This window comes from Stenotrophomonas sp. 8(2023) (genome assembly GCF_030345295.1).
Classification (GTDB): Bacteria; Pseudomonadota; Gammaproteobacteria; order Xanthomonadales; family Xanthomonadaceae; genus Stenotrophomonas; species Stenotrophomonas muris.
The window spans coordinates 922,504-938,468 of record NZ_CP128404.1 but is presented as its reverse complement, the minus strand read 5'-3'; the positions used below and the strand labels follow the sequence as shown (position 1 = coordinate 938,468).

General features: G+C 67.6%; 13 protein-coding genes. 5 read left to right on the top strand and 8 right to left on the bottom strand.

Features of this window, described 5'->3' with window-relative positions; all coding sequences use genetic code 11:
* Positions 1-109 precede the first annotated feature (109 nt).
* From QP609_RS04265 to lpxH, 3 genes are all read left to right on the top strand, one after another.
* Complete coding sequence (locus tag QP609_RS04265) at positions 110-1,255, top strand: glycosyltransferase family 1 protein (protein WP_014646086.1); 1,146 nt, start codon at positions 110-112, stop codon at positions 1,253-1,255.
* The gene (locus tag QP609_RS04260; protein WP_014646085.1) at positions 1,236-1,775 is read left to right on the top strand and encodes a phosphatase PAP2 family protein; all 540 of its coding nucleotides are present in this window, start codon (positions 1,236-1,238) and stop codon (positions 1,773-1,775) included. Before QP609_RS04265 ends, QP609_RS04260 begins: the two co-directional genes overlap by 20 nt.
* Positions 1,776-1,868: 93 nt before the next feature.
* Positions 1,869-2,615: a UDP-2,3-diacylglucosamine diphosphatase gene (lpxH, locus tag QP609_RS04255; protein ID WP_049407506.1), complete on the top strand. Its 747-nt coding sequence runs from the start codon at positions 1,869-1,871 to the stop codon at positions 2,613-2,615.
* Between the two features lie 91 nt (positions 2,616-2,706).
* On the opposite strand, the gene QP609_RS04250 is transcribed toward lpxH, so the two are convergent.
* On the bottom strand, positions 2,707-3,960 hold the full coding sequence (locus QP609_RS04250) for a M12 family metallo-peptidase (protein ID WP_014646083.1): 1,254 nt from the start codon (positions 3,958-3,960) through the stop codon (positions 2,707-2,709).
* 225 nt (positions 3,961-4,185) lie between these two features.
* Here QP609_RS04250 and QP609_RS04245 point away from each other — a divergent pair, with 225 nt between their 5' ends.
* Entirely contained in the window at positions 4,186-5,643 is a 1,458-nt protein-coding gene (locus tag QP609_RS04245; RefSeq protein WP_197621745.1) for a DUF2235 domain-containing protein, read from the top strand.
* A 67-nt stretch (positions 5,644-5,710) separates the two neighbouring features.
* Here QP609_RS04245 and QP609_RS04240 read toward each other — a convergent pair whose 3' ends face one another.
* The 7 genes from QP609_RS04240 to QP609_RS04210 form a co-directional block, all read right to left on the bottom strand.
* Complete coding sequence (locus tag QP609_RS04240) at positions 5,711-6,535, bottom strand: ferritin-like domain-containing protein (RefSeq protein ID WP_126411770.1); 825 nt, start codon at positions 6,533-6,535, stop codon at positions 5,711-5,713.
* Positions 6,536-6,544: 9 nt separating this feature from the next.
* The gene (gene purF / locus QP609_RS04235) at positions 6,545-8,011 is read right to left on the bottom strand and encodes an amidophosphoribosyltransferase (protein WP_005408246.1); all 1,467 of its coding nucleotides are present in this window, start codon (positions 8,009-8,011) and stop codon (positions 6,545-6,547) included.
* A gap of 30 nt (positions 8,012-8,041) precedes the next feature.
* Positions 8,042-8,821, bottom strand: coding sequence for a CvpA family protein (locus tag QP609_RS04230; RefSeq protein ID WP_014036126.1), 780 nt, complete (start codon positions 8,819-8,821; stop codon positions 8,042-8,044).
* Between the two features lie 46 nt (positions 8,822-8,867).
* Entirely contained in the window at positions 8,868-9,896 is a 1,029-nt protein-coding gene (locus QP609_RS04225) for an SPOR domain-containing protein (RefSeq protein ID WP_075076711.1), read from the bottom strand.
* 80 nt (positions 9,897-9,976) lie between these two features.
* Positions 9,977-11,248, bottom strand: coding sequence for a bifunctional tetrahydrofolate synthase/dihydrofolate synthase (gene folC / locus QP609_RS04220; protein WP_197621652.1), 1,272 nt, complete (start codon positions 11,246-11,248; stop codon positions 9,977-9,979).
* 41 nt (positions 11,249-11,289) lie between these two features.
* The gene (locus tag QP609_RS04215) at positions 11,290-11,934 is read right to left on the bottom strand and encodes a histidine phosphatase family protein (protein ID WP_197621653.1); all 645 of its coding nucleotides are present in this window, start codon (positions 11,932-11,934) and stop codon (positions 11,290-11,292) included.
* A 199-nt stretch (positions 11,935-12,133) separates the two neighbouring features.
* On the bottom strand, positions 12,134-14,299 hold the full coding sequence (locus QP609_RS04210; RefSeq protein ID WP_046429104.1) for a S46 family peptidase: 2,166 nt from the start codon (positions 14,297-14,299) through the stop codon (positions 12,134-12,136).
* Between the two features lie 478 nt (positions 14,300-14,777).
* On the opposite strand from QP609_RS04210, the gene tdh reads away from it, so the two are divergent.
* Positions 14,778-15,800 (top strand): L-threonine 3-dehydrogenase, encoded by a 1,023-nt coding sequence (gene tdh, locus QP609_RS04205; RefSeq protein ID WP_032955954.1) that lies wholly within the window; start codon positions 14,778-14,780, stop codon positions 15,798-15,800.
* The last annotated feature ends 165 nt before the right edge of the window (positions 15,801-15,965 follow it).

Sequence of the window (15,965 nt, the reverse complement as noted above, 5' to 3'; positions counted from 1 at the left end):
GGCCGCCGCGCCCAGGCGCTGGCCGGCGCCACCGTCATCTGATGGTCGCAAAGCGGTCATGTCGGCTACATCGCCAGGCCCGAGCATGCCGGAAACCCGGAGGCCCGCCATGCGCTATGCCATCGTCACCGAGACCTATCCACCGGAAGTGAACGGCGTCGCCCTCACCGTGCAGGGGCTGGAACAAGGTCTGCGCGCAGCCGGGCACGAGATCGACCTGGTCCGCCCCCGCCAGTCCAGCGAAGCGCTGGATTCGGCACCCGGCACCTTGCTGGTTCCCGGCGCCGCCCTGCCCCGCTACCCCGGCCTGCGTTTCGGACTGCCGGCGCCGATCCGGCTGGGCCGCCATTGGCAGAAACAACGCCCGGATGCGGTCTACATCGCCACCGAAGGTCCGCTCGGCTGGTCGGCACTGCGCACTGCGCGCCGCCTCGGCATTCCGGTCGCCAGCGGCTTCCACACCCGCTTCGACGAGTACCTGCCCGACTACGGCGTGGCGTGGCTGCAGGCCGCAGCCATGCGCTGGATGCGCCGTTTCCACAACCAGGCCGATGCCACCCTGGTGCCGACCCGCGAGCTGCAGCAGTTCCTCGGCGAACAGGGCTTCGAGCGCGTGCGCCTGCTGGCCCGCGCGGTGGACAGCCAGCAGTTCGATCCAGGCCGGCGCGATCCCGCGCTGCGCGAGGAATGGGGCGTGGATGGCAACGGCCTGGTGGCGATCTATGTCGGCCGCATCGCTGCCGAAAAGAACCTCGGCCTGGCAGTGAAGGCATTCCGCCGGCTGCAGCAGATCCGGCCCAAGGCACGCTTCGTGTGGGTCGGAGATGGCCCGGCCCGCGAGAAGCTGGCACATGAAAACCCCGACTTCATCTTCTGTGGCATCCAGCGCGGCGATGCGCTGGCCCGGCACTTCGCCAGCGGCGATCTGTTCCTGTTCCCCAGCCGCAGCGAGACGTTCGGCAACGTGACCCTGGAAAGCATGGCCAGCGGTGTGGCCACCGTGGCCTTCGACTACGGCGCCGCGCGCGAGTACCTGCGCAATGGCGAGAACGGCGCAGCCGTGGACAGCGACGATCAGTTCATCGATGCCGCCGTGCGACTGGCCGCCGATGACGCGCAGCGCCGCGAACTGGGCGGCAATGCCGCACGCGCGATGAAGCGCCTGCATCCACAACAGGTGGTGGCCGAGTTCGATGCACTGCTGGCCGAACTGGCACAGTCGCGGAGGAACGGCCATGCGCACTACGCCGCTTGAGCTGCTGGCCGGGCGCGAAGCACGCTGGTGCCGGCGCGCAAACCACTACTGCCGGCGGCGCCGCGTGCGTCGCCTGTTCGCGGTCATCAGCCGGCTCGGCGATGGCGTGTTCTGGTACGTGCTGATGGCCGCGCTGGTGGTGCTGGACGGCTTCGACGGCCTGCGCGCCTCGGTGCACATGGCCGCCACGGGCCTGGCCGCGCTGCTGCTGTACAAGGTCCTCAAGCGCTGGACCCGGCGCCCGCGGCCCTACGCGGCCGACCTGCGCATCCGCGCCTGGGTGGTGCCGCTGGACGAGTTCAGTTTCCCCTCCGGACACACCCTGCATGCGGTGTCGTTCACCATCGTGGCACTGGCCTACTACCCGTGGCTGGCGCCGCTGCTGGTGCCGTTCACCTGTGGCGTTGCACTGTCGCGGGTGGTCCTGGGCCTGCACTATCCTTCCGATGTGCTGGCAGCCACCGCCATCGCCATCGTGCTGGCTTCGGCCAGCCTGACCTGGCTGCCGCTGCCGGTATAGCCCCGGGGTCAGATCCTTTTCCTTCGGAAAAGAGATCTGACCCCCACAATACCGGCGGCGCCACCATCATCATTGATGGCCTAGAATGCGGGCATGACCACGCTGTTCATTTCCGACCTGCACCTGGACCCCAGCCGTCCGGAGATCACCGACCTGTTCCTGCGCTTCCTGCGCGAGCAGGCGCCCGGCGCCGATGCGCTGTACATCCTCGGCGACCTGTTCGAGGCCTGGATCGGCGACGACACGCCCTCGCCCGCCGCCGATGCGGTGGCCGATGCGTTGAAGGTGCTGTCCGACAGCGGCGTGCCGGTGTACTTCATCCGCGGCAACCGCGACTTCCTGCTCGGTGAGGACTACGCGCGCCGTGCCGGCCTGCGCATCCTGCCCGACCCGTGCATGATCGAACTGTACGGCCGCGCGGTGCTGCTGCAGCACGGTGACCTGCTGTGCACCGATGACATTCCCTACCAGCAGTTCCGTGCACAGACGCGCGACCCGGTATTCCAGGCGCAGTTCCTGTCGCAGCCGCTGGCCGCACGCATCGCGTTCGCGCAGAAGGCGCGCGAAGCCAGCCAGGCGCGCCAGTCCGAGATGAAGCAGGACGATCGTGCGCAGTTCGAGTCGGTGACCGACGTGGCCCCGGCCGAAGTCGATGCCACCTTCGTGCGCCATGGCGTGGACACCATGATCCATGGCCATACCCATCGGCCGGCGATCCACACGCTGCAGGCCGGTGGTCGCGAGCGCACCCGCATCGTGCTGGGTGACTGGTACGAACAGGGTTCGGTGCTGCGCGTGGATGCCAGCGGCTGGACGCTGGATACGCTCGCGCGCGAATAACGGATCGCAAGGTGCCAACCAAGGTTGGCATCTACCAGAGCAGGTGCATGCGCCCGGGTAGACGCCGGCCTTGGTCGGCGCCTGGACAGTGTCAGCGGAAGGCCGCGATGGTGGCCTTGGTGTTGACCAGCACGCGCTGGTTGTCGGCGGTGCTGGCGTTGCCCATCGGGATGCCGTTGTAGCTGATGTTGGGGTTGGACCAGTAGTTCAGGCGCGGGCAGCTGCGGGTGCAGTTGTAGGCCATGATCGTGCGCCAGCCGGTGCCGGTGGCCGGCTCGTAGCGGTAGCCGTGGCCATAGGCATAGGGCGAGGTGCTCGAGTCGGTGGCGATGTCATGCCGCGCACTCTGCAGATGGCCGATCTCGTGCGCGAACGAGTAATAGCCGGTCGCGCAATCCCAGTACACGGCCGCGAACGCGGTCGACGCCGTCGAGCCGATGCCCGAGGCCAGGCCGCAGTAGGCGGTGTTGTTGATCAGCAGCACGCCCACATCAGCCGTGTAGGTATTCCGGCTGGTGTGGATGCTGTCCATGTAGCCATCGCTGGTGCCACGGAAACGCGCCAGGTCGGTATCGAAGCTGCCCGATTCGGTGTAACTGGTGGTTTCGTAGCGGGCCAGTTCCATGGTGATGCCGACGTTGCTGTTGACATAGCCCTGGTTCGATTCGGCCACGGCCAGCTGCACCAGTGACTGCATGTTGCCGCCATAGGCGGCGACGGCGGCATTGGTCGCCACCACCAGCACGCGGATGGTGGCCGGCGTGCCGGACGACGCCTGCGCGATGCCGAGGCGATCGTTGTTGCCCATCGGGATCTTCGGCAGCTGGTTGTAATCGGCCGGATGGTCGGCCGGCATCCGCGACTCGTCCACTTCCACAAGCACGTGGCGGTTGCCCAGCGGGCGCAGGCGGTACAGCTTTCCATCCTTGCGGATCGAGCCGGTGATGGTATCGCCCGAGCGCACCAGGATCAGCGAATTGCCGGGGTCGTCCTGGCCGTTGGAGGTGGCCGCGGTCAGCTTGTCCGAGGGCGAACGGAACTGGCCATACCAGATGCTGCCGCCATCGGGCAGCGCTTCAACCTTGCTGCGCACGGCCTGCACGCGCTGGCCGAGCAGTTCGAATTCCAGCTGCGGCTGTGCAGTCGCGGCTGCATCAACGCGCACTTCCTGTACCGTCGCGGTGGACGGGGTGGCCAGCAGCTTGCCCAGCGCGGGCTCACTGTTTGCCGATGCGCGGCTGATGACCGTCACCGGCTCGAACAACGGTGCCGCATGCGCGGCCGCCGCCACCGACAAACCCAACACCAGGCCACCTGCCGCTTTGCCAATCGATCTGGACAACATTGCGTCGCTCCTTGAATGATGTGAACAGCGTTGATGCAGCACGACCCGGTTTGCCGGGTTTGGCCATATGGCCTGCGCGGCTCGTGTGAATTCAATAGGCGAGTGGAGTGAAAGTCAGGATTTGTGATCGACCGCATCTGCGTTCAGTCAGGTCAAAAGCGTCACTACACTTCGCCAACACACCACTTTCGCGCTACCGTGACGCAGCCACGACGGGGAATGCACATGGCACCATCGCAGGACACGGACGAAGATGTCGGCTTGCTGCGGATCGGCCTGTTCTTCGATGGCACCCGCAACAACGCGCACAACCTCGCGCGTGGTCGACCACAGCAGCCGCGACCGCGCCCGGCGCAGCTGCGTGCGGATGATGATTCGACCTACCAGAGCCGGCTGACCAGCAGCTACGACAACGGCCTGACCAACATCGCACGCCTGCAGCAGCTGTACCCGGACAGCCGCCGCGATGCGATGGCCACGCCTTCGCTGTCGATCTACGTGGAAGGTGTCGGTACCCGCGATGACGCCGACGACGACCTGATCGGACTGGCGTTCGGTATCGGCGCCAGCGGCGTCCGCGCAAAGGTGCAGCGCGCGCTGCAGGTGGTGCTGCCGGCTGCGCTTGCAGAACTGTCCACGCGTTGGCGGCAACCGCTGCGTCGCGTGCAGCTGGATCTGTTCGGGTTCTCTCGAGGCGCTGCCGCCGCACGTGATATCGCCAACCAGCTGCAGGGCTGGGATACCACGCGTTGGCGGCAACTGCTGCAGTCGTCCGGCCTGGTCTGTACGCCGGACTTCGCCCCTGCCCTTCCGGTGCTGCGATTCATCGGCCTGTTCGATACCGTGGCTGCGGTCAGTGGTGGCCGCGCCGACGAACAACCGCAGCTTGCCCTGTCCAGTGGCATCGCTGCACGCGTGGTGCAGTTGACCGCGCGCGACGAGCATCGCCAGCACTATCCGCTGACCACGGTGGCACCGCCGTTCACCGAGATCGCTTTGCCCGGCGTGCACGCCAACATCGGCGGAGGCTACAACCAGCTGGAGGAAGGCCCCAAGCTGCTCAGCCGCCCACGTCGCCAGCAGCTGCGCCGCCCCGCCGTTGCCGACTACCAGATTCCCCCGCTGGCGATGCTGCAGGCCACCACGGCTTACGCTGAAACGCAGGCCGATGCCGAACGCTGGCGGCAGCAGCTGGGCGTGGACGAAAAGGAAGTGTGGGTGGATGTCTGGCACCAGTGGCAGCAGCAGCGCCGCGCCGGCAGCCGCAGCGTGCTGCTGTCCCCGGTGCTGTACGTGACTGCCGCCGTGGTACTGCGGCGGCGCATCGACTGGCGCTACCAGTTGATCGCGCTGCAGGTGATGCAGCAGCATGCCATCGATGCCGGCGTGACCTGGCGCGCCAGCGCTGCCGAGGTTCCCGGCTGGGAACTGCCGTCGGCCCTGCAACCGATCGCACGGCGGCTGGTGGCAGGGCAGGCGTTGACCCAGACCCAGGAGGCGCTGCTGCGCCGACGCTACCTGATGCAGTCGGCGCACTGGAATTTCGACGCGCTGGGCGACACCGCCCTGACCTATGCCGCCGATGCCGGCGTCAGCGAACTGCCCTACCGGCCCGGTCCCGGCCTGTTCTACATCAACCGGCCCACCGTGGATGGCAAGCGCGTGGTGCTGCCCAACGCATGAAAAAGGGGACGGAGGGGATTAAGTCGTTTGTGGCACAAACGACTTAATCCCCTCCGTCCCCTTTTGTTCAACCGGCCTGTTCGACCAGGTTGGCGAGCTCGTCGGCGTCGAAGCCGGCCAGCAGGCGCGCTTCGATGTTGAACGGCCCGTGCAGGTAGCCGCCGGCGTATTCCACCAGCAGCGCCTTGAAGCGCGCACGCGGCTCGACGCCGGCGCGATCGCAGTACCAGCGGTACCAGCGTGAACCGGCGGCAACGTGCGCCACTTCCTCGCGCAGGATCACTTCCAGTACGTCGGCGGTTTCACCATCACCGACATTGCGCAGCTTCTCGATCATGCCCGGTGTCACGTCCAGGCCGCGCGCTTCCAGCACGCGCGGTACCAGGGCCATGCGCGCCAGGCCGTCATGCGCGGTCTTTTCGCACATTTCCCACAGGCCGTTGTGCGCGGGGAAATCGGCGTAGTCGTGGCCATGCGCCTGCAGGCGCTCGCGCAGCAGCATGAAGTGCCGCGATTCGTCGTCGGCACAGCTGACCCAGTCGGCATGGAACGCTGGCGGCAGGCCGCGGAAGCGGTACACCGCATCCCAGGCCAGGTCGATCGCGTTGAGTTCGATGTGGGCGATGGCGTGGATGAAGGCGGCGCGTCCTTCCACGCCGCCCAGCCCGCGCCGGGGCACTTCGCGCGGATGCACCAGCACCAGCCGTGCCGGCCGGCCAGGCATGCGGATCGGTTCCGGCGGCGGCGCATCGGCAGCCACCTTCAGGCGGCCGGCACGGAACGCGGCGGCATACGCCTGGGTCAACGCGACCTTGCGCAGCGGGTCGGCTTCGGCCAGGCACTGCTGCGCTGCGCGCAGCAGGTCGCCACCAACGTCGGGTACATCGACCACGCCTGGACCTCAGGCGCGGCGCTTGTGCTTGGCGTCGTCCGAACGCAGCTGCTGGATGCGCTCGAAGTAGCCCGGCTCGATACCCGTCGGGTAGTGGCCGTTGAAGCAGGACGAATCGAAGTTGCGCAGCGCCGGGTTGCCCTCGCTCACCGCCGCTTCCATGTCCTCCAGATCCTGGTAGATCAGCCAGTCGCAGCCCAGGTGGGCCTCGATCTCTTCGACGGTGCGGTTGTGCGCGACCAGCTCTTCGGCCGCCGGCATGTCGATGCCGTAGATGTTCGGGTAGCGCACCGGCGGTGCCGCGCTGGCCAGGTAGACCTTGCGCGCGCCCGCATCACGGGCCATCTGCACGATCTGCTGGCTGGTGGTGCCACGCACGATCGAGTCGTCCACCAGCAGCACCACGCGGTTGCGGAACTCCAGGTGGATCGGGTTGAGCTTGCGGCGCACCGACTTCACGCGTTCGCCCTGGCCCGGCATGATGAAGGTGCGGCCGATGTAGCGGTTCTTGATGAAGCCTTCGCGATACTTCACCCCAAGCACGTTGGAGATCTCCAGCGCGGCATCACGCGAGGTATCCGGGATCGGGATGATGGTGTCGATATCGTGGTCCGGGCGCAGGCGCAGGATCTTCTCGCCCAGCTTGATGCCCATGCGCATGCGCGCCTTGTGCACCGAGACGTTGTCGATCATCGAATCCGGACGCGCGAAGTACACGTACTCGAAGATGCACGGGGTGTGCTCGGCAGGCTCGGCGCAGATTTCCGAGAACAGCTCGCCGCGGGCGGTGATCACCAGGGCTTCGCCCGGCTGCACATCGCGCACCCGCTGGAAGCCCAGCACGTCCAGCGCGGCCGACTCGGAGGCCACGATGTACTCGTCGCCCTCGGCATGGCTGCGCTTGCCCAGCACCAGCGGACGGATGCCGTGCGGGTCGCGGAAGGCCACCAGGCCCAGGCCCAGCACCACGCTGACCACCGCGTAGCCGCCCTTGCAGCGGCGGTGCACGCCAGCCACCGCGCGGATCGCGGCTTCCGGGCTCAGCTGGCGCTGCTGCTCCAGCTCATAGGCGAACACGTTCAACAGCACTTCGCTGTCCGAATCGGTGTTGACGTTGCGGCGGTCCTGCTCGAACACCTGCTGGCGCAGCGCCTCGGTGTTGATCAGGTTGCCGTTGTGGGCCAGCGCGATGCCGTACGGCGAGTTGACGTAGAACGGCTGCGCCTCGTCCATGCCTTCCGAGCCGGCCGTCGGGTAGCGCACATGGGCGATGCCGACGCTGCCTTCCAGGGTGGACATGGTGCGTGCATCGAACACATCGCGGACCAGGCCGGTGGCCTTCTGCACCCGCAGGCGGCTGCCATTGGCCGTGGCGATGCCCGCGGCATCCTGGCCGCGATGCTGGAGAACGGTCAAGCCGTCATACAACTGCCCGGCGACGTTCTGGTTGCCGACGATTCCGACGATGCCACACATGGTGCGAAGTCTCCGCTGGGCTGTGCCCAGTTACAAGGAAGGTGGCCGTACCTGGCCGCGGTGGTCGCCGCGCCTGCGGTCGACATTGGCCGGATCGCCCGGCTCGATACTGTCTGGCAGTGCTGGGGCGTCCGGGCGCACTTCGGCCGGATCGTATGCGTCGCCCTGTTCCGCTTTCGCGGGCCGCAGCCATCCGCTGCCCGCCACTACCTGGTTGAGGATGCCATTATCGCCTGCCGCGCCCGGCTTTCCCAGATCGGCGCCTGCGCTCTTCCCCAGCTCCATCAATGCAGATGGGGACAGCATGTCGGTCGGCAAGGTCTTGGGCAGCAGATCGGCGCCGGGCACCTGCCAGTGCGGCAGCTTCCCGTTCATCCAGGCCACGGCCGGGTTCAGCACCGGGCGGACCGCCGACCGCTTCCAGGAGGGTTCGGCGGTCAGCGGGGTGAAGCCGGCCAGCAGCACCAGGATCGCCGCGATCAGGCCGCCACGCACGGCGCCCAGCACGCCGCCCAGCAACCGGTCCAGGCTGGTCAGCATGCTGCGATGGATCATCGCCTTGATGACCATGCCGATCACCGCGACCACGATCATCACGCCAATGCCCACGCCCAGGTAGCCGCCAACGAAATGCTCGCCGCCGGGTGCGGCCGGGGCCGCCCACCAGCGTGCCGCATCGTTGCCGAAGGCGAAGGCCGCCCACGCGGCCAGCAGCCACGACAGCGTGCCGATGACGATTCCAACAAAGCCACGCAGCATCCCGAGCAGGGTCGAGGCGGCGATCACGATCAGCAGCACCACGTCGATCATGGCGCCCCGCTCCTTCGGCGGCGCTGGCAACGGGCCTGCGCGTGGATCATGGGTGCGGTCGGACCATGCCGGCCACGCCGACCTTGGCGGCGACCTGCGCCTTCAGCTGCTCGGCGTCAGCGCGGTTGGCCACCGGTCCGACGCGGACGCGATGCAGCGTGCCCTTTTCAGTGCGTACCTGCTCGACGAAAGCACTGAAGCCGGCGGCGCGGACCTTGTCGCGCAGCGCGTTGGCATCGTTGGCCTGGCCGAACGCGCCCAACTGCACGGCGAAGCCGACGCCACTGGCCGCCGGTGCTGTCGGCGTGGCAGGGGCCGGCTTGCTGGCGGCAGCCTCCGGCTTCGGCTCGGGCTTGGCGTCCGGCTTCGGAGCCTCGGGCTTCGGTGCCGGCTTGGGCGGCTCTGGTTTGGTGGTCGCCGTCGGCGTGCTTGGCGGCAGGCTTTCGCTGCGCACCGGGTTGCTGGTGGCCGACGGCGTGGTGGCCGCGGCCGGGGTGCTGGTGGTCGGCGCCGGCGTGGCGGCAACCGTCGCACTGCTGCCTGCCGCCGCATCCAGGGTGATGACTTCTGCCTTCACATCGGCGCGGATCTTGACCGCCTGCAGGCGCGCGGCTTCGGCCTGGGCACGGTCGGCATACGGCCCGACACGCACACGCCACGCCTGGCGCCCGCTGATGGTGGTGGTTTCGGCGAAGCCTGGCAGCTGCGAGCGCTGCAGGTAGGCGATCACCGCATCGGCGTCGGCCTTGCTGCCGTAGGCGCCAAACGTGACGGCGAAGTTGCCGGCGGCAACCGCCGGAGACGTGTCCACGGTCGGCGGCGTAGCCGGCGCGGCCGTCTCCTGCAGCGGCTTGGCCTGCCCGGTCTGCAGGCCGGTGGCTCCACCGGCCGGAGCAACCAGCGGCAGCTCACGGGTTTCGAACTGGCCATCGGCCGGTGCGTCCGGCGCGGCGATCGGCACCGAGGCCACACCGCTGTCCGGCGCCGGTCCCTTGACCAGCATCGGCAGGAAAATCACGGCCAGCGCCACCAGCACGATGGCACCAATCAGACGCTGTTTCAGAGGCGTATCCACGTGAGGCGGCAACTGTCCGGAGGTTGCGGTCGATTATACGGGTGCCGGACCGGACGGCGTCGGCGTTGGCTGAACGCGGATCAGGCGGCGCCCTGCAACCATTGCAGCGCGGCAGCGGCGGTATGGAAGGAGCCGAACACCAGTACGCGGTCACCGCGCCCGGCCTGGGCCAGTACCTGTGCCAGCGCCTGCTCGACGGTATCAGCGCGCTGGGCCTTGGCCGCCACCGTACCGACCAGGCGGGCCTGCAACTGGGCGGCACTCTGCCCGCGCGGGCCGCCCAGTCCGGCCAGGGTCCACTCGCCGACCACGTCCTGCAGCGCCTGCACAACGCCCGCCGCGTCCTTGTCCTGCAGCGCGGCGTACACCGCCAGGGTGCGCCCGGCCGACGCTTCGGCCTTCAGCGCGCGCGCCAGCTGGCCCGCCGCCTGCGGGTTGTGCCCGACGTCGACACGGACCTGCACACCGTCACGCTCGAACGCCTGCAGGCGGCCAGAGATGCGCGCCGCCGCGATACCAGCAGCCCATGCCGCACGCGGCACCGGCTTGTCCAGCGCGCGCAGCGCAGCGATGGCGGCACCCGCGTTGGCCAGCTGGATCGGGCCGGCCAGCGCCGGGGTCGGCAGTTCCATGCGCAGGCCGACATCGCGCCAGCGCCAGCGCTGGGCATCGATTGGTTCGTAGAAATAATCGCTGCCGCCGCGGATCGCGTTGGCGCCGACCAGGTAGGCACGTGCAAGCACGCTCGACGGCGGGTCGGTCTCGCCCAGGATCACCGGCTTCCAGCCACGGATGATGCCGGCCTTCTCGGTGCCGATCGCTTCGCGGTCCTCGCCCAGCCATTCGGCATGGTCGATGTCCACGGTGGTGATCACCGCCACGTCAGCGTCGACGATGTTGACCGCATCCAGGCGACCGCCCAGGCCCACTTCCAGCACCGCCAGGTCCAGCCCGGCGTCGGCGAACAGCTGCAGCGCGGCCAGCGTGCCGTACTCGAAATAGGTCAGCGTGATATCGCCACGCGCGGCCTCGATGGTGTTGAAGGCGGCGACCAGCGCCGCATCCTCCACATCGTGGCCGTCGATGCGCACGCGCTCGTTGTAGCGCAGCAGGTGCGGCGAGGTGTACGCGCCGACCTTCCAGCCGGCAGCACGCGCGATGGCTTCGATGAAGGCCACGGTGGAGCCCTTGCCGTTGGTGCCACCGACCACGATGGTGCGCTGGGCCGGCGCCCCCAGGCCCATCGCCGTAGCCACGGCGCGCACGCGCTCCAGGCCCATGTCGATGGTCGCCGGGTGCTGGCGTTCAATGTAGTCCAGCCAGTCGGCCAGGGTGGTCGGGGTGTTCGTCACGGCAGCGGTTCCAGCAGAAGCAGTTGATGCGAGGGGATGGATCAGAGTGCGCGGTGCTTGGCTTCGCCGAAGAACGGCGTGTGGTGGGCACAGTCGTTCAGGCGCACCACTTCCAGGCTGTCCAGGTCGGCGCCTTCGAGCAGGTTGAGCGTGGTCGGCGCCTGGCGGAAGGTCCACAGGCGGGAGATCGGCAGGCCCAGCACCTTGCACAGGATCACGCGGTTGACCGCATCATGGGCGACCACCAGCAGGGTGTCGTGCTCGCCGAGGCCTTCGGTGGCGCGGGCCAGGCCGCGCCAACTGCGCTCCAGCACCAGGCGCAGCGATTCACCGCCGGGCATCAGCACGGTGTCCGGCTCCTCGCGCCACGCCTTCAGGCGCGACGGGTCCTTTTCGTTGATTTCGCTGGCCAGCAGGCCTTCCCACTCGCCGTGGGCGATTTCCTGCAGCTCCGGCTCGGTCAGCAACATGTCGGCACGGGCGGCACCGAGTGCCACCTGCGCGGTGCGCTGCGCGCGTGACAGCGGCGAGGCGACGGCACGGGTGATGTCCACCGAGGCCAAGCGGGCGCCCAGGGCCTGGGCCTGGGCTTCACCGATCGGCGAAAGCGGGATGTCGATCTGGCCCTGGTAGCGGCCTTCGGCGTTCCACGGCGTTTCGCCGTGGCGGGCAAGCAGGATGCGCATGCGTGCAAGGGGTCCTGGGGGGAGGAGGTTCCGCGTTTCGTTCACATCCTGTGAAGTGCGCGGAACAGGGATGATACCCGTTCGGCGCACCGGGCCGTGCCGGGCATGAAAAAACCCCGCGACGTGGATCGCGGGGTTTTGGAAACTCCGGCTATCTGGTCGGGGTTGCCGGCCAGCGGCCGGCACTACCGCAACGGGTTTATTTCGCCAGGTTCAGTTCCTTCAGCAGCGCCGGCGCCGGCGCCACTTCCTGCATGATCCACTGCATGTAGCGGCTGTCGACCGCGATCATGCGGGTCATCACCGGGTCGAACACCCAGTTGGAGCTGACCGATTCCCAGTTGCCGTCGAAGGCCAGGCCGACCAGCTTGCCGTTGGCGTCCAGCACCGGTGAACCCGAGTTGCCACCGGTGATGTCCAGGTTGGACAGGAAGTTCACCGGCACCGAGCCCACGCGCTTGTCTTCCAGGCCGCCGTAGCGCTTGGCCTTGACCGCGTCGAGCAGGGCCTTGGGCGCATCGAACGGATCGACGCCGGTGTCCTTGGCGACGATGCCCTCCAGCGTGGTGAACGGGGTGTAGGCCACGCCGTCCCTGGGCTCATAGCCCATCACGTTGCCGAAAGTGATGCGCAGCGACAGGTTGGCATCCGGGTACACGAACTCGCCCTGGCTCTTCTTGTAGTCAGCCAGTGCCTGCAGGTACAGCGGACGTGCGGTCAGCGACTCGCCTTCGCGGATCTTCTTCTGCTCTTCCTGCTTCAGCAGCGACGGCATGATCGCCACCGCGTACTGGATGGCCGGATCGGTGCTGGCTTCGAACGCGGCGCGGTCGGCCTTGAACCACTTCAGGCGTGCATCCAGGCTGCCCAGCTCAGTGCCCGACAGCTTGCTCACCAGTGCCTTGACCGCGCTGGCATCGCTGCCGCCCAGCCAGGTGTTCAGCACGTCGTTGTTGCGCTGCGCGGCCGGCAGGGCGACGTACTGGTCCAGCCAGTAGGTCTGCAGCTGCTGGTCCATCTTCGCCACATAGCGGCGATCCATCTGCTTCAGGCCGCCTTCCAGGGTCGGCAGGTCGCGCTGCTGGTAGCCGACCTCGCGCTCGGCGTCCGGCTTGGTGCGCTCGATCGACAGGCGGTACAGGCCGATGGCGGCGTTGACCGCCGAGGTGTTGTTGAACTGGCCGACGAACAGATCGCGCTCGCGGGTCGCCTTGCTGGTATCCAGGTGCTTGACCAGCTGCGCGTGCGCTGCCAAGGCCGGCTTGCCGGCGGCGCCCTGCTTCTTCAGCCAGGCCAGCACGGCGGCTTCTTCAGCCTGCTTCTGGCCAGCAGCGTCGATGCGCTTGAAGCCTTCCAGCTGGCCGGCGTAGTTCTTGGCCACGTTGTTCATGCTGGCCGCGGTGGCGGCGTACTTCACCTTGACGTCGGCGTCGGCCTTGCCCGCCTCATCGATCATCTTCAACACTGCGTTGTAGTGCCTGGCGATGGTCGGGTAGGTCCAGCTGGCGGTTTCGTTGAACTCACCGGCCAGCGCGTAGCGGTTGGTGCGGCCCGGATAGCCCGCCACCATCACGAAGTCACCGGCGCCCAGCGGCTGGTCGGTGAACTTCAGGAAGTGCTTGGGCTGGTACGGCACGTTGTCGGCCGAGAATGCGGCCGGCTTGCCGTCCTTGCCGACGTAGGCGCGGTAGAACGAGAAGTCGCCGGTGTGGCGCGGCCACATCCAGTTGTCGACGTCGCCGCCGTACTTGCCGACGCTGCCCGGGGGCGCGTAGACCAGGCGCACGTCCTTGATTTCCATGTTGCGGAACAGTCGGTAGGTGTTGCCGCCGGAGAAGGTGTACAGGCGGCAGCGGAAGCCGTCCTCGGCTTCACACGCGGCGACCTGGGCCTTGTCGAAGGCGTCCAGCGCACGGCTACGGGCCAGCGGGTCGTTGCCGGCGGCGGCAATGGCGGCCTTGGCCTGGGCGGTGACGTCGGTGATCTGGTCGAGCACGTAGACGCGGGCGTTCGGGCCGGCGCTCAGTTCATCGCTGTGCTTCGGCGCGTTGAAGCCGTCCTTGATCAGGTTCTTCTCGGCGGTCGAATTCAGCTGGATCGCACCGTAGGCGCAGTGGTGGTTGGTGACCACCAGGCCCTGCGGCGACACGAAGCTGGCGGTGCAGCCGCCGAGGGCGACGACCGCGCCCATCGGGTCGCCGGTGAGGTTGGACAGCTGCTCCGGGGACAGCTTCAGGCCGGCCTTCTGCAACGGACCGGCGATTTCCGGCAGCTGCTGCGGCACCCACATGCCTTCAGCGGCATGGGCGACCTGGGCCAGCCCGAGGCTGGCGACGATGGAGAATGCAAGCAGGTTCGAGCGCATGGAGCAGCCCCTGGTAGTGGAACCCTCGATTGTAGCCCGCCGCCCTGCCCCGGCCCGAACCCCGGAAGTCATGGGCCTACTTCTTGCTCTGCCATGCGCACATCGGCCGCGCACATGGAATCGTCCAGAGGGGGCGTGGTCACCCTGGCCGGGACCGTTGGCGCCATGGGCCGGGCGCATGCGACTGGCGGGTTGGGCGGGACGCCCAACCCCGGTCTTGCCGTGTGCGCAGGATAGCGCGCACGAGCAAGGCGCCATCGAGCACCATGGATGGGCTTTTGCGTGTCCCGGCCAGGGTGATCGCGCGCCCTCCCCAGGACTCAAGGAGGCGCTGCTGTTTGCAGCACGTTCGAAACGCCCGTCGGCGCACGCCTTTCGTTCCGCCATTGCACCCGCAGCGCAACATGGGAAATCCGCGCGGCACCCTATAATCCGCGCTTTCCCCCTGATGAGTTCCACCCCGATGGCGCAGCAAACGATGAAGGCCCTGGTCAAGCGCGAAGCGGCCAAGGGCATCTGGCTGGAAGAAGTTCCGGTTCCGACCCCGGGCCCGAACGAGGTCCTGATCAAGCTGGAAAAGACCGCGATCTGCGGCACCGACCTGCACATCTACCTGTGGGACGAGTGGAGCCAGCGCACCATCAAGCCGGGCCTGACCATCGGCCATGAGTTCGTCGGCCGCATTGCCGCGCTCGGCTCGGCGGTGACCGGCTATGAGATCGGCCAGCGCGTCTCGGCCGAAGGTCACATCGTCTGTGGCCATTGCCGCAACTGCCGTGGCGGCCGCCCGCACCTGTGCCCGAACACCGTCGGCATCGGCGTCAACGTCAACGGCGCCTTCGCCGAATACATGGTGATGCCGGCCAGCAACCTGTGGCCGATTCCGGACCAGATCCCGTCGGAACTGGCCGCGTTCTTCGACCCGTACGGCAATGCCGCACACTGCGCGCTGGAATTCGACGTGATCGGCGAAGACGTGCTGATCACCGGCGCCGGTCCGATCGGCATCATCGCCGCCGGCATCTGCAAGCACATCGGTGCGCGCAACGTGGTGGTGACCGACGTCAACGACTTCCGCCTGAAGCTGGCCGCCGACATGGGCGCCACCCGCGTGGTCAACGTCGCCAACCAGTCGCTGAAGGACGTGATGAAGGAGCTGCACATGGAGGGCTTCGACGTGGGCCTGGAAATGAGCGGCAACCCGCGCGCGTTCAACGACATGCTCGACTGCATGTACCACGGCGGCAAGATCGCCATGCTCGGCATCATGCCCAAGGGCGCCGGCTGCGACTGGGACAAGATCATCTTCAAGGGCCTGACCGTGCAGGGCATCTACGGCCGCAAGATGTACGAGACCTGGTACAAGATGACCCAGCTGGTGCTGTCCGGCTTCCCGCTCGGCAAGGTGATGACCCACCAGCTGCCGATCGACGAGTTCCAGAAGGGCTTCGACCTGATGGAAGAAGGCAAGGCCGGCAAGGTCGTGCTCAGCTGGAACTGACCCGAAGGGTCAATTCCCCCGCATGTTTCCTTATCCCCGCGCCTTTGGCGCGCCCCCTTGAACAACAAGGGGACTCTTCCCCAGATGGGATCAAGAACACCGCGGAACTGAAAAAGGCGCCCGATGGGCGCCTTTTTCGCAATGCGTGCCAGGCAAGCTTGGCAC

Bases quoted from the DNA above. Each gene is read 5' to 3' on its own strand.
- QP609_RS04250 (WP_014646083.1), bottom strand. From the start codon at position 3,960: ATGTTGTCCAGATCGATTGGCAAAGCGGCAGGTGGCCTGGTGTTGGGT.
- tdh (WP_032955954.1), top strand. From the start codon at position 14,778: ATGAAGGCCCTGGTCAAGCGCGAAGCGGCCAAGGGCATCTGGCTGGAA.
- QP609_RS04260 (WP_014646085.1), top strand. From the start codon at position 1,236: ATGCGCACTACGCCGCTTGAGCTGCTGGCCGGGCGCGAAGCACGCTGG.
- QP609_RS04265 (WP_014646086.1), top strand. From the start codon at position 110: ATGCGCTATGCCATCGTCACCGAGACCTATCCACCGGAAGTGAACGGC.
- purF (WP_005408246.1), bottom strand. From the start codon at position 8,011: ATGTGTGGCATCGTCGGAATCGTCGGCAACCAGAACGTCGCCGGGCAG.
- QP609_RS04230 (WP_014036126.1), bottom strand. From the start codon at position 8,821: ATGATCGACGTGGTGCTGCTGATCGTGATCGCCGCCTCGACCCTGCTC.
- QP609_RS04215 (WP_197621653.1), bottom strand. From the start codon at position 11,934: ATGCGCATCCTGCTTGCCCGCCACGGCGAAACGCCGTGGAACGCCGAA.
- QP609_RS04210 (WP_046429104.1), bottom strand. From the start codon at position 14,299: ATGCGCTCGAACCTGCTTGCATTCTCCATCGTCGCCAGCCTCGGGCTG.
- lpxH (WP_049407506.1), top strand. From the start codon at position 1,869: ATGACCACGCTGTTCATTTCCGACCTGCACCTGGACCCCAGCCGTCCG.
- QP609_RS04245 (WP_197621745.1), top strand. From the start codon at position 4,186: ATGGCACCATCGCAGGACACGGACGAAGATGTCGGCTTGCTGCGGATC.